Origin of the sequence: Pseudonocardia aurantiaca, from assembly GCF_039526725.1 — a bacterium.
In the GTDB taxonomy this organism is placed as follows: Bacteria; Actinomycetota; Actinomycetes; order Mycobacteriales; family Pseudonocardiaceae; genus Pseudonocardia; species Pseudonocardia aurantiaca.
Genome location: NZ_BAAAJG010000001.1, coordinates 60,163 through 73,576 on the forward strand (window position 1 = coordinate 60,163; position 13,414 = coordinate 73,576).

Here is a 13,414-nt window from a genome sequence, read left to right on the forward strand (position 1 = left end):
GGGCGCGGCAGAATCCGCTGTTGCGCTACAGGGTCGGTGGCCGCCGGCGGTCGGCCGCGGCGTAGCGCTCGATCATCCCGGCCACGACGGCCGCGGCCACCGGATCGAGCCGGGCGAGGCCGATCACCAGAGCGGCCACCGGGTCGGCCAGCCTGGCCGCGAGGTCGAGGTCCGCGCGCACCTTCGCCTGGGCCGGCCCGCGCAGCAGGGACGACGGGTCCACCCCCCGCGCCTCCGCGGCATCGGCCAGCTCGCTCACCGTCAGGCTCCCGACGTCGCTGATGCCCGCGTCCGCACCCGGCGGGTCGCCTGTTGCGGTGCCGTGCTCCGGGACGGGCGACGGCGCGCGGCGCACCGGCGGAGTCATGGTGGTCCAGACGGCGCTGTGATCTCCGGTGTCGTCGCCGACCGATCGATGCGCCCTGGTCATGGTCCTCCCCGCCGGTCTGTGCCGTCGTGCGCTCCTGCTCGAACGAGCCGACCCAACATCACCGCGGCCGACGCCTGAGCGGGCGGCTGCGACACTCGGTGACGCTACGACTTCCCGCCGTGGGGTGGGCCCGATTCGGATAATTGGCAGTGGTGGTGGCAGCCGGGCCTCCTTGCTGAGGCGTCCGCGCACGCGCCTGCCGCCCGACGGCGCAACTTCCCCCAGATCCACCAACCGTGCATTGACCAGGACCCGCGGCAGCCGTAGGACATGCGCCGGGACGGGTGTCCCGTCGGCGTTCGGCCTACCCTGGCGGGCGCCGACTCCAGGGCGGCCCCGTCCCGGGATCCCCTATGCGACCAGCGGCGGAGCAGGGCGGTACCTCGGAGGACGGCACCGACGTGCCGCCCGCTGTAGACATGCGCGTGGTAGGAACCGCGCGGATGGCCGGCTGGTCCGGAGTGCTCTTCGCGCTGTTGTTCGTCGTGGCGCTCGTCCTTGTGCAGCAGGCGCCCGGCCTTGCCGCTCCGGACGGCGACTACCAGGCGTTCTACGCGCGGGGCTCCGGCAGCGTGCTCGTGGCACTCGGCCTGTACGTCGTCCCGTTCGCCGGGATCGCCTGCCTCTGGCACATGATCGCGACGCGGACGCTGCTGCAGGTGCTCCGTCCGCGGTCGTGGTCGGAGATCCCGCACTGGCTGAACCTCGCCTCCGGCATCACGTTCGTGTGCATGCTGTTCGGCGGCACCGCCGCTGTGGGGGCGATCGCGCTGCTGACCGAGTTCTCCGCCGCGCCGCTGCCGCCGCCCGACGTGGCGCGGGCCCTCAATTCCGTCGGCTACGCGCTGGTCTTCGTCTTCGGGGTGCGCGCAGCGGGCATGTACATGATCACGGCGACCGGGCTTGCGCGTTCCGCCAAGATCCTGCCGCGCTGGCTTGCGCTGGTGAGCTATCTCGTAGCGGCGTTCCTGCTGGTCAGCGTCACCTTCCATCCCGCGATCCTGCTGGTGTTCCCGGCGTGGGTGCTGCTGATGAGCGGCCTGCTGCTGGTGCGCCCGCCGACAGGGAGAACACCATGACCGCACTCATCGGCCTCGACGAGATCCCCGGCCCCCGCGGGCTGCCGCTGCTCGGGAACCTCTTCGACATCGATGCCCACAGCCCCTTGGAGCAGATGGCGCGGATGGCCGGGGAGTACGGCCCGCTGTACAAGATCACGATCCCCAGCGGGGTCCGCTTGCTCGTCTCCGGCGCGGAGCTCGTCGACGAGGTCTGCGACGACACCCGCTTCGACAAGCTCGTCAGCGGTGGACTGGCGAACCTGCGCAGTAGCGCGGTCGGCGTCGGGCTGTTCACCTCCGACACCGACGACCCGCTGTGGCACCGGGCGCACAACATCCTGATATCGCCGTTCAGTCTGCAGTCGATGCGCGACTACATGCCGAAGATGCTCGACATCGCCGAGCAGCTGATGGAGAAGTGGGCGCGGCTCAACCCGGACGAGGACGTCGACGTCCCGGCCGACATGACGCGGCTGACGCTCGACACGATCGCGCTCTGCGGGTTCGGCTACCGGTTCAACTCGTTCTACCGCGACACGCCGCACCCGTTCGTCGACGCGATGGTGCGCACCCTCCTCGAGGCGCAGAACCGAGCCCGGAGGCTGCCGATCCAGAACCGGCTCAACATCCGCGCACAGCGGCAGGTGGAGGAGGACCAGGCGTTCATGGACGACCTGGTCGGCAAGCTGATCGTCGAACGCCGGGAGCAGGGCGACACGGCCGACAACACCGACATGCTCGGCCGCATGCTCACCGGCGTCGACAAGCAGTCCGGGGAGAAGCTGCCGGACGAGAACATCCGGGCCCAGTGCGTCACGTTCCTCATCGCCGGGCACGAGACGACGTCCGGTCTGCTGTCGTTCGCCGTCTACTACCTGATGAAGAACCCGGCCTTCCTGCAGCGGGCGCGCGCCGAGGTCGACGAGGTGCTCGGCAACACCGCGACGCCGACGTTCGAGCAGGTGCACCGGCTGCGCTACATCAGGCAGGTGCTCGACGAGTCACTGCGGCTCTGGCCAACGGCTCCCGGCTTCACCCGCTACCCCTTGGAAGACACGGTCATCGGCGGCCGGTACACGATCCCCGCCCGCACGCCGCTCACCGTGCTCAGCATGGCGCTGCACCGCCAGACCTCGGTCTGGGGACCGGACGCCGAGGACTTCAACCCGGACCACATGGCCGCGGAGCGGGTGGCGGCCCTGCCCCCGAACGCCTACAAGCCCTTCGGCACGGGGCAACGGGCGTGCATCGGCCGGCAGTTCGCGCTGCAGGAGGCAGCGCTCGTGCTCGGGATGCTCGTGCAGCGCTTCGAGCTGATCGACCACCTCGACTACCAGCTCAAGACCAAGACGACACTCACCATCAAGCCCGACGAGTTCCGGATCCAGGTGCGGCCGCGGCCGGACGTGTGGCTCGACACCACGGCGGCGCCGGCTCAGACCGACGGCGCGGCGACCCGCGCTGCCGAACCGGCCGCCCCGAGCGCGCCGCTGGTCGCCGCGCACGGGACGCCACTCTCGGTGTTGTTCGGGTCGAACCTCGGCGCGGCGGAGGCGATCGCCACCCGGCTGGCCCAGGAGGGCACCGAGCGCGGGTTCCGCGTCACGCTCGGCGCGCTCGACGACCACGTCGACGACCTCCCGGAGGGGGCCGCGATCGTGGTGTCCTCGTCCTACAACGGGACCCCGCCCGACAACGCGGCAGCGTTCTGCCGGTGGATCCGCACCGCCGACCCGAGGGCCGCCGCTGGCCTCGCGTACACGGTGTTCGGCTGCGGCAGCACGGAGTGGGCCAGCACCTACCAGGCCGTGCCCGCGCTGCTCGACGCCGAGCTGGATGCGCACGGCGGCCGCCGCGTGCACCCCCGGGGCGCCGGCGACGCCGCCGGGGACTTCGACGCCCAGTACCGCGACTGGCACGGTGGCCTCTGGCCCGACCTCGCCGCTGCGCTGGGCCTCCCGGCCGAGGTCGGCGCCACCGTCGACGCGGGGCCGCGGCTGTCGGTCACGCTGACGAACCGGCAGCTGACCAACCCGGTGATCACCTCCTACCGGGCCCGCCCCGGCCGGGTCACCGCCAACCACGAGCTGCTCATGGGCAGCAACGGGAAACCCGCCGAGCGATCCACCCGGCACATCGAGATCGCGCTGCCCGCGGACACGGCCTACGAAGCGGGCGACCATCTCGGAGTGCTACCGCGCAACAGCATCGACCTGCTCCGCCGGGTCATGACCCGGTTCGGGCTCGACGCAGGCCAGTACGCCACGATCATCCCGCGCAGCGGTTCGCACACCCACCTGCCGATCGACGAGCCGACGCCGCTCCTGGGGGTGCTGGGCTGCTGCGTGGAGCTGCAGGACGTCGCGACGCGCGGCGACATCGAGACGCTGGCGCGCTACACCGACGACCCCGCCCAGAAGGCGATGCTCGAGTCGCTGACGGGCGACGACGAGCACAGCCGCGCCCGCTACGCCGAGCAGGTGGGCAGCGTGAACCGCTCGGTGCTCGACCTGCTCGAGGAGTTCCCGGCCTGCGCGGTGCCGTTCGAGATCTACCTCGACATGCTGTCCCCGCTGCGCCCACGCTATTACTCGATCTCGTCGTCGCCGCTGGTGGATCCAGGGGTCTGCAGCGTCACCGCCGGGGTGCTCACCGCCCCGGCCCGGTCCGGGGTCGGCGCGTTCACCGGCGTCTGCTCGGGCTACCTCGCCCTCCTCCCAGAGGACGCGACGGCGTTCGTGTTCGTCCGCAAGCCCACGATCCCGTTCAAACCCCCGGAGAACCCGCACATCCCGATGATCATGATCGGGGCAGGGACCGGGGTCGCCCCGTTCCGCGGGTTCCTGCAGGAACGGGCCGCGCAGCGCGCGCAGGGCGTGCCCGTCGCGCGGTCGCTGCTGTTCTTCGGCTGCCGCCACCCGGACAGCGACGTCCTCTACGCCGACGAGCTGCGCAGCTTCGAGGAGATGGGCGTGGTGCGGGTGGAGAACGCGTTCTCCCGCGCGGACACGCGGTGCCGCTACGTGCAGGACGCGATCCTCGACTGCGCCGACGAGGTGTGGCAGCTCCTGCAGGAGGACGCCGTGGTCATGGTGTGCGGCAACGCCAACACGATGGCACCGCCCACGCGGTCGGCGATCCAGCAGATCTTCCGCGAGCACACGGGAACGAGCGAGTCCGACGCGGCCGCATGGTTCGCCGGGCTGCGCAGCGCAGACAGGTTCCTCGAGGACATCTGGGGCGGCTGACCCCGGTCTAGAGGAGCGCCGGCGGCGGGTCAGGCGTTCTTGGGCGGCACCACTGGAATCGGCGCCGTCGGCGCGTCGGCGGTGCCGGGCTGCGCAGGCGTCGCGCGGTTCGGAGCGCGGTACGCCAGCCGGGACGGGAGATCGAACAGCCACGGGGCGCCGGCCGCCACGAGCACCCGGCGGGTCAACAGGCACACCGGCGCCACCACCACAGCTATCACCAGCGGGGCCGCGTACTGGGCCGCGACCGGGAGGGCGAGGTGCTGCACGCCGGTCATGATCGCGGCCACGAAGAAGATGTGGATCAGGTAGACGGGCAGTGTATGCCGCCCGAGGAGGGTCAGCGGGCGCCCGATCCGGTACCGGGCGATCCACGCGGCGAACAGCACGCCGAAGGTCACCGCGAGGACATTGAGGGCGAGGGCGACCCCGGGGATCCCGCGGACGTTCAGCACGACCGAGGCCGCGGCGCCCCCGGCAGCGGCGACGGCCGCGAGGACCACCTTCAGGCCGCTGCTCGACCGGGCCACGCTCTCGATCCGGTGACGGGCGTGGTAGCCGAGGAGGAAGAAGAACAGGTAGCGGGCCATGAACGTCCACGAGAAGCTCTCGAACTGCACGATCTCGGCTCCCACCAGCGCCGACAGCACTCCCGAGGCGCCGAGCTGCAGCCACATCGGAGCGCGCCGGATCAGCTTGCCGACCACCGAGAACACCGCGAGCGCGTAGAGGAACCACATGCCCGGCCCGGGGAGCACCAGCGCCCAGGCAAGCCCCATCGGGTTCGCCGAGTCGTAGGGGTCCGTGACACCGGGCAGCGCCAGCCAGAACAGGAACCGGATGAACGTCCACAGGACGTAGAGGTAGACGAAGAGCGCGACGCGCTTGTGCAGCACCGTGCGCCACGGGGCCGCGAGCGGGGCGGCGGCGAACAGCCCGGACGCGACGAAGAACAGCGGCATGCGAAACGAGGCGAGTGCGGTGTTCGCCGCGACCAGAGGCGCCGGGGCCAGGCCCGCGTTGTCGAGGAACCACATGGTGTGGTGGACCACCACGAGCAGGATGGAAATGGCTTTCGCCGCGTCGACCCACTCCACACGGGAGCCCACCGGCCGCAGCCGGTCCGTCGCAACTGCCTGTGTCATCGTCCACCCATCGGTTGGCGATCAACGGCGCCCGCGCGTCCAGCCCACGTTCAGCCGCCTGCGTTCCAGGCGGCGTGATCGCCGCGGGTGGGGAGTCCCGCGACGGCGTCCGCTGCCGTTGTTGGAGGGAACCGTGCCATGCGCTTCCTGTGACACCGCTGAAAGCCCTCGTGGCACCGCTCCAGAGCGTAGGGGCCGCGCCGACGGCCGCGGGCACCGGTGGCGAGCGGCGTCCAGGCGCCCAGTAGGGCCGAGTTGTTCAGGGCGCTTTAGACCTAGCTTCTGTCTCGCAGCGCGGGGAGCGTCTCGTCGAGCCAGTCACGCAGCTCGGGCGCGGGCGCCACCCCGTAGCGGCGGGCGACGATCTCCCCGCGTCGCAGCATCAGGAGCGTGGGGACCGAACGCACCGCGAGTCGCTCCGTCTCCCCCGGCGCGCCGAGCACATCCACCTCCACCAGCTTGAGCTCGCCAGGCCGCGTGAGGGCAAACTCCTCGACGACAGGGCGCGCCAGCCAGCTGAGCCCGCACCAGGGGGCCCACACCTCGACGAGTACAGGCAGCGAGGACTGCTCGGCCACCGCTGCGAAGTCGTCGTCGCGCGCGGCGGCGATCCAGGGAAGGGCGTGCCGGCATCTCCCGCACACCGGCACGCCCGTCCCCGCTGCGGGTACCCGGTTGCGCCGTCCGCAGCGGGGGCACCCGACGACGCCAGAGCGTGTCTCGGCCGTCGCGACGCTCGCAGCCAACCGTCGGAAGATCTGCTCCAGCACCGCCAGGCACTCGTCCCACGTCACCTCGACGACGACGAGCGGATCGCGTGCCGGCGCGGTGACGACGGGGCCCTCCGGAGTCATTCGCCCGGGTGCGGTGGCAGGGGGAAGCGGAGGGTCGCGGCGGTGACGTGCTCGCGCAGCGGCGTGCCCGCCGCGACGTGCTCAAGGCTCAGGACCGGCAGCCCGTCAGCGTCCAGCCGCAGGATCCGGTCGACCGTCTCGGTTTCCAGCATCGGGGTCCTTTCAGCTGACCGGCAGCTCGCCGAGGGTGATCGTCAACGTGTGCGGCTCGGCGGTCGGTGGGCGGGTGATGGTGAGCCGGATGACGTCACCCGGCTGGTGGGTGGCGACCGCGCTCTGCAGGTCCTGCGCCGTCCGGACCGGCGTGTCGTCGACCTGGATGATCAGGTCGCCCACCTGCACACCCGCGCGGGCGGCCGGGCCGTTCGGGTCGGGCGCGGCAACTCCGGCCCCGACCGGCTGCCGCTGCTGGTCGGTCACGGTGACGGCTCTGATCCCCAGCGAGGCCCGCCCGGAGTGCACCACCCGGCCGTGGTCGACGATCTGTTGGGCCAGGTTCTGGACGATGTCGCCCGGAATAGCGAAGCCGAGCCCGGGCGCCGCCCCGCCGATCCCCTGGTTCACCGCGGCGAGGGTGGGCATGCCCACGACCTCACGGCTGAGGTTCACAAGGGCGCCGCCGCTGTTGCCCGGGTTGATCGGAGCGCTGGTCTGGATGGTCTGGCGCAGGACGGTGCCGGGGATGCCGTTCTCCGGATCCGGCGGCTCGGCGACGGTGCGGCCCAGCGCCGACACGATGCCCTGGGTCACGCTGCTCTCCAGCCCGAGCGGGCTGCCCATCGCCATCACGATCTGGCCGACCCTCAGGTCAGCGGTCTTGCCGAACCGCGCCGGGACCAGCCCAGTCGGGTCCTGCACGCGGATCACCGCGACGTCCTCGATCGGGTAGGAGTACACGAGTGTGGCTTGGCGGACCCTGCTGCTGTTGGCCAGCCGGACCTCAAATGCCGTCGCCTTCCCCACAACGTGGGCATTGGTGACGATGTGCCCCTGGTTGTCGAACACCACCCCGGAGCCGACGCCCCCGGGCTGGCTGATCTCCACGACCGAGGGGAGAACGTCCGAGACGACCGAGGTGAACTCCGCCTCGACCGCCTCGGCCGCTCCGGGCAGCCGAGGTGCCGGTGTGTCCTGGGCAGTGGTGCACCCTGCCAATCCCATCGCAACCACCAGCATCGCTAGCATGGTGCGGCGCGCGGGGGTTCGTCGTGCAGGCCTCATCGGTCCGCCTCCGGTTCCGGGCAACAGAAGACCGGCGCCCTGCACCGGCGGCCCTCACCGTGCCAGCGCGATGCGCCCCGCTGCTCGGCCCCGCGTGGCCGAACTACCGGTCCGCTGTCGACCCGGCGGGTCGAGGATGTGGCGGCGGGGCCTCAAGAGCATCCCCAGCGCCCACCCCGTGGGGTGCCGCGGGAGCATTCCGGCGAATGGCCACGCAAATGTCGCGCGTCGCGCATTCCGTTACGCGTGAAATTGTTGTCGGCAATTTCGCTGGCAGTGCCCAGCTGGCAAATGTCCGGACCGACCCCCCAATTTAGGGGGCCGGCCCCCCTGGCTGGGGCTACCGGCTAGTCCGCACGTCTCGGAATGGTGGGGCCCGTCTGTCCGGCTCGAGGAGGATTTCCATGCCGCTCGGCTCCGAGCTGTGCCGACGCCTTGCCGCGGCCATGCTATTCATGCTGAGCGGTCTCGTGCCGGTACTGGGTCTCACACCCGAGGCGGCAGCCTGCCAAGAGGCGCGGGCCGCCGCGGGCGACCCGCGCTGCACGCCTGCCGGGCCAACGCCTCTCCTCCCCGTCGCGGAACCCGGAACCGCAGGTGGCGATGTAGATGGCGGGGCGGACGGCGGTGCGGACGGCGGTGCGGGCACAGCACAGACCAACGCTCCGTCAGGCGGCGAGACCGAGCCCACCACCACCTCGCCGACCACGTCGCCGCCGACCACCTCGCCGAGCACATCGGCCACTGCGCCCGGCGACAGCTCCGACGGCAACACTTCGCCGGACCCCACGGCCTCCTCGAGCCCGACAGGTTCGACAGGTTCGACGGGCAACAGCGTCGTCGGCGCGGACGGCGGAACCACGGCCGCCGAAACCCACGGCTGGGGTCTGCCCAGCCGCGTCGAAGGGTTTGACGGCCCGCTCGGGCCGGAGTGGAACCTCTACAACGGCCCCGGTCACGCAGGCAAGGGCCGCCGGTCCCCCGACGCCGTCAGCATGGCCAACGGCATCATGACGATCACTGGCGATTCATCGGGCAAAACCGAGGGTATGGGCTGGGAGCCGGGCGCGAAGTACGGCCGCTGGGAGGGCCGTGTGCAGGCCCCGGCCTCCGATCCCAGCTACAACGCGCTGTTGCTGCTGTGGCCCGACGCCGAGGACTTCCCCGTCGGCGGCGAGGTCGACTTCATGGAGATGATGGACCACACCCGGCAGGAGACACATCTGTTCCTGCACTACGGAGCCAACAACTCGCAGGTCAGCGGCAAGGTGAAGATCGACGCCACGAAGTGGCACAACTGGGCCGTCGAGTGGGCTCCCACCCACATCGCCGCGTTCGTCGACGGCGTCGAGTGGTGGCGCACGACGAACACCTCGATCCTCCCGCCGCGCCCGATGCACCTGTGCATCCAGCTCGACTGGTTCCCCAAGGGGGGATCGGTGCGGCAGTCGTACATGCACGTGGACTGGGTGAAGTACTACCCGCTGGACGGCTCCGGGACGGTCACCGCCAGCGGGACCGAGGGGGGCACGACAGTCGGCGGCACCGGTGCCGGCGTGACGACGACTCCACCGACAGGAAGCGGGAAGACCACCCGCACGACGACGCCTCCCACCGCCACGCCCACGACGACACCCACCACGCCCACGCCGACACCCACCACGACCCCGACCACAACCCCGACCACAACCCAGCCAGCAGTGACCCCGCAGACCACGACCCCGCGAGTCGCGCCATAAATGCGAGCGAGTCGCGGGATCCGTGCGCGCGAGTCGTGCTCTGCGTGCGCGCGAGTCGGGGCCTGAGTGCGCGCGAGTCGGGGCCTGAGTGCGCGCGAGTCGGGGCCTGAGTGCGCGCGACTCGCGGTGTGAGAGCACCTCTGTCTCCGACCGGGCGGCAGGGTTCCGCCGGGATCCCTCAGCCGGATTCGCGCTGATCGACTACCCGGCGGGACCCTGGGGCCTGCTGCGCGGGAGCGCCCGGAACTGCGGGGGCTCAGGAACTCACGGGACTACGAGCCGGCCGTTCAGGCTGACGAGCGGCGCCGCAGTTCCGGCCGGGGGTGCCCCGGCACCGCTCGTCGGAGCGACCGCCCCGCCTGCGGGTCCGGCCTGTGTCGTGGCAGCCGGCGGTGACGTGGTGGTCTGTGCAGGCGGGGACGTCGGTGGCGGCGGAGACGACGGGGGCGGTGATGGCGGCGGCGACTGAGGGGGTGGCGCCTGGCTAGGAGGCGGTGCCTGGCTGGACGGGGCCTGGCTGGACGGGGCCTGGCTGGACGGGGCCTGGCTGGGCGGCACCTGGCTGGACGGGGCCTGCGTGGGCGGCGCCTGGCTCGGCCGGGGCACCTCAGCAGGTGGTGGCACCGGGCTGGTCGGCAGTTCCGCCGCCGGCGGCGCGGGCGCACCCTCGCCGAGGGGCGCGGGGAGAAGATCCGGTGCCGCGGCGGCGGGCAACGGCGGGTTCGCCGCGACGATCGCGGGTGTCAGGTCGGCAGGCGGAGCGCGGAACTCCTCGTCCGGCGGTGGCTTGTCGACGGACGCGCCGGGTGGCGGGGCCGGAGGGACCGGCACGATCCCGGGACGCATGCTGCCGGGCAGGGCGGTCGGCCGCGTCGCACCGAGGTAGTCGTCGCCGCTCCACCGGGAATGGGCCACCTGGACGGGCTTGCCGCGCCTCGGTGCGTTCACCATCCGCCCGTCGCCGAGGTAGAGCCCGACGTGGTGCACGTCGCTCGGCACGCCGTAGAAGACGAGGTCGCCGGGCTGGAGTTCCGCGTCCGACGGCACGTGCGGCCCGGCCCAGAACTGGGTGTGCGCGGTGCGGGGCAGCGGGACACCCGCCTCCTTGTAGGACTCGGTGGTGAGCCCCGAGCAGTCGAAGCCGCGCTCGCCGTTCGCCGGCCCGTCCCCACCCCACACGTAGGGCAGTCCGATCTGCGCCATGGCGAACGCGATCGCGACCCGCACCCGGACGAGGTTGGGCGCGGCGTCGGTGAAGACGGCTTGGGTGCCCGCGGCAGTGCCGGCGTCGGCGCCGGCGGTCCCGTCCTCCCCTGCGGGCGTGAGCCGCACGGGCCCCTCGGCGGAACCTGGCTGCTGGGCGGCCTGTGCGGACTGCGCGAGGGCCGGGACGAACGCCGGGTTCGCGTGCGCTCCGAGCACCCCGCCGACGACTGCGCTCAGCACTGATCCGCAGACGAGCCAGATCCGCCAACCGGGGCTTTGCTGTCGCCGCCCGCCATGCTGATCGGTCACGGCCCGTCCACCGGGACGACCGGGGGCGGCAGGTCAGCCTTGACGACCGTCACGCTGTTCGGGGTCGATGCCAGCAAGAACACGACCGGCGCCTTTTCCTCCGCGAGCAGGGCCACCGGATCGGTGCCGGTGCGCTCTAGGGGGCTGTCGGCGAGCACGTATTCACTGCGCCAGGGGCTGTTCGCGTGGATGACGATGAGCGATCGGGGAGGATCTTGCTGCGACCGCTCGCCGGCTAGGGCGACGCGGGCCGGGTGCTGGGCCCCGAGCACGAGCACGAGCACGCCAGGTGTTCGGCTGCTATCGGTCCACAACCCGATCTCCGGGCCCGCCGGGATCGCCGGCAGACCGCCGCCCACCGGCGTGCCGACAGGCACGAGGAGCTCCGGAGGCTGGTTCAGCACCATGGCGGCGAACGGCAACGGCGGGGGTGGCGGTGGGGCTGGCGTTGTTGTCGTCGTTGTCGTCGTTGTCGTCGTTGTTGGCGGCTGTGTTGTCGTCGACGAGGGGACGACCTGCGGGTCGGGTTCGTTCGAGACAGGTTCGTTCGGGGCGGTCTCGATCGGAACGGGATCGACCGGCCCCGGATCCACCAGGCCCGGATCCACAGGCACCGGCTCCACCGGCAGCGGCTCCACCGGCTGTGGATCCAACGGCACCGGCTCCAGCAGCGGCTCGCCGAACGAGCCCGGCTCAGGCAGTAGCTGCGGAGCCGGGTCGGCCGGCGGGTACACGAACTCCATCGTCGGGAGCCCAGGCAGGAGACCCGCGCGGGCGCCGTCGACGCCGGACGCGGCAGCCGCCGGGTCCGGCGTCTGGACGGCCGCGGCCAGCCCGAACCCGACGATGAGGGTGGACATGGCCAGGCCAACCGCGGCGATCCGCCGCTGCAGGCGCAGTCCGTGGCGTGCGCGGTGGGGAGACGGGATGGCCGTCCCCGGGTACTGGAAGCGGACCCACGAGCGGCCGGCGACGGTGTTGCGGCCCCGATCGAGCGCCGCGGGCGGGGGTGGGGCTGCGGCGCGGACGATGTCGCCGTTCGCGGCGACCCACCAGAGCCGGGCCGGGAAGCTCCCGAGGCTCGGGACGGGGCAGTCGCGACCCGCCGCTCGGGGCTGCACGACGTCCGGGGCCGACGGCGCCCGGAGCTGAAGGGGACGGGGACGCAGGGGAACGAGCGCACCGGACGCCGGATCCTGCGGACCGGGCGGCGGAGACGCCGAGGTCCCCGGCCGCGGGCGCGGCGATGACCCCATCGGCCCCCCTTGCAGTGTCGGCTAGCTCGTACGGAGAGCCTCACGCGGGGACGACCGCGGGTCGAGCTTCATCAGAGGGGGCCGGGGGCCCCCAAAACTGGGGGTACCAGCCACGCGGCAGGGCGGCCGTCAGGTCGCGTGGCGCACTGCCTCGGTGGCGGGCTCGCACCACCACTGGCCACCTGCGACCGCCAAGAACACCGCCGAGACCAGCTCTTCCGGCTCGCCGGACTTCAGCAGGTAGCCCACCGCGCCGACCCTCTTCGCTTCGCGCACCACCGGCCCGTCGACGGAGCTGCTGAGGATGAGTACCCGGAGCTCGGGCGCCAGCGCCAGCAGCGCCGCCGTCGCGGCGATGCCGTCCACGTGGGGCATCCGCACGTCCATCAGCACGACGTCGGGAAGCAGCTCAAGGACGGCCGCCGCGGCCTGAAGAGCGCCGCTGCACGTGCCCACGACCGCCAGCTCCGGGACCGACGCGAGGAGGGCGGCCAGGGCGAGCCGGATGGCTTCGACATCGTCGACGACGAGTATGCGGATCACGGGGGCTCCGGTCGGGAGAGCTGTCTGCCGGCGAACCGCGGCGGGATTTTTGCAAGCATGATCGTCACCCCGGCGGACCAACAGTACCGAAAGCTGGGCGTCCGCAGTAGCGGCCCCTGCGCTTTTCCCAAACACAAGGCAAGGGACGCGAACGCATTCTCGAAATGGGTTTCGACGAACCCGCATCGAATGCTTCCGGCCCCAGCGGAACCCCCAAGTCGCGGGGTAGGAGATCCCCCCACTCGCGGCTGCGTCCTTGCTGCGCGCCGCCATCACAGTTGCCGGCACTGCCACAGGTCGGCTTGGACGGCATCCAGGGGAGCCCGATGTTCGAGATTTTCGGAACGACGACGCCACCGGCCCCCGCACGTGTCCTCCGGGTCGAGAACCGCCGGGTGATCG

General features: G+C 71.9%; 11 protein-coding genes. 3 read left to right on the forward strand and 8 right to left on the reverse strand.

What is annotated here, in order from left to right; translation table 11 throughout:
- Positions 1 to 25: 25 nt before the first annotated feature.
- Positions 26 to 430, reverse strand: coding sequence for a hypothetical protein (locus ABD143_RS00240; protein ID WP_343969321.1), 405 nt, complete (start codon positions 428 to 430; stop codon positions 26 to 28).
- A gap of 353 nt (positions 431 to 783) precedes the next feature.
- Here ABD143_RS00240 and ABD143_RS00245 point away from each other — a divergent pair, with 353 nt between their 5' ends.
- Complete coding sequence (locus ABD143_RS00245) at positions 784 to 1,509, forward strand: hypothetical protein (RefSeq protein ID WP_343969323.1); 726 nt, start codon at positions 784 to 786, stop codon at positions 1,507 to 1,509.
- Positions 1,506 to 4,739, forward strand: coding sequence for a bifunctional cytochrome P450/NADPH--P450 reductase (locus tag ABD143_RS00250; RefSeq protein WP_343969326.1), 3,234 nt, complete (start codon positions 1,506 to 1,508; stop codon positions 4,737 to 4,739). Before ABD143_RS00245 ends, ABD143_RS00250 begins: the two co-directional genes overlap by 4 nt.
- A 29-nt stretch (positions 4,740 to 4,768) precedes the next feature.
- Here ABD143_RS00250 and ABD143_RS00255 read toward each other — a convergent pair whose 3' ends face one another.
- The 4 genes from ABD143_RS00255 to ABD143_RS00270 form a co-directional block, all read right to left on the reverse strand.
- The gene (locus tag ABD143_RS00255) at positions 4,769 to 5,884 is read right to left on the reverse strand and encodes an acyltransferase family protein (RefSeq protein ID WP_343969329.1); all 1,116 of its coding nucleotides are present in this window, start codon (positions 5,882 to 5,884) and stop codon (positions 4,769 to 4,771) included.
- Between the two features lie 275 nt (positions 5,885 to 6,159).
- A complete protein-coding gene (locus ABD143_RS00260) occupies positions 6,160 to 6,738 on the reverse strand; it encodes a thioredoxin family protein (protein ID WP_343969332.1) in 579 nt (192 codons plus the stop codon).
- Complete coding sequence (locus ABD143_RS00265) at positions 6,735 to 6,890, reverse strand: hypothetical protein (RefSeq protein ID WP_343969335.1); 156 nt, start codon at positions 6,888 to 6,890, stop codon at positions 6,735 to 6,737. The genes ABD143_RS00260 and ABD143_RS00265 overlap by 4 nt, the downstream gene beginning before the upstream one ends.
- A gap of 10 nt (positions 6,891 to 6,900) precedes the next feature.
- Positions 6,901 to 7,914 carry a S1C family serine protease gene (locus ABD143_RS00270; protein ID WP_343969338.1) on the reverse strand — a complete coding sequence of 338 codons (1,014 nt, stop codon included), beginning with the start codon at positions 7,912 to 7,914 and terminating at the stop codon, positions 6,901 to 6,903.
- Between the two features lie 449 nt (positions 7,915 to 8,363).
- Here ABD143_RS00270 and ABD143_RS00275 point away from each other — a divergent pair, with 449 nt between their 5' ends.
- Entirely contained in the window at positions 8,364 to 9,698 is a 1,335-nt protein-coding gene (locus tag ABD143_RS00275) for a glycoside hydrolase family 16 protein (RefSeq protein ID WP_343969340.1), read from the forward strand.
- Between the two features lie 264 nt (positions 9,699 to 9,962).
- On the opposite strand, the gene ABD143_RS00280 is transcribed toward ABD143_RS00275, so the two are convergent.
- The 3 genes from ABD143_RS00280 to ABD143_RS00290 all read right to left on the reverse strand — a co-directional run bounded on the left by ABD143_RS00280 (position 9,963) and on the right by ABD143_RS00290 (position 13,012).
- The gene (locus ABD143_RS00280) at positions 9,963 to 11,213 is read right to left on the reverse strand and encodes a C40 family peptidase (RefSeq protein WP_343969342.1); all 1,251 of its coding nucleotides are present in this window, start codon (positions 11,211 to 11,213) and stop codon (positions 9,963 to 9,965) included.
- The gene (locus ABD143_RS00285) at positions 11,210 to 12,469 is read right to left on the reverse strand and encodes a hypothetical protein (RefSeq protein ID WP_343969344.1); all 1,260 of its coding nucleotides are present in this window, start codon (positions 12,467 to 12,469) and stop codon (positions 11,210 to 11,212) included. The genes ABD143_RS00280 and ABD143_RS00285 overlap by 4 nt, the downstream gene beginning before the upstream one ends.
- A 129-nt stretch (positions 12,470 to 12,598) precedes the next feature.
- Positions 12,599 to 13,012 (reverse strand): response regulator, encoded by a 414-nt coding sequence (locus ABD143_RS00290; RefSeq protein WP_343969347.1) that lies wholly within the window; start codon positions 13,010 to 13,012, stop codon positions 12,599 to 12,601.
- Positions 13,013 to 13,414: the final 402 nt, after the last annotated feature.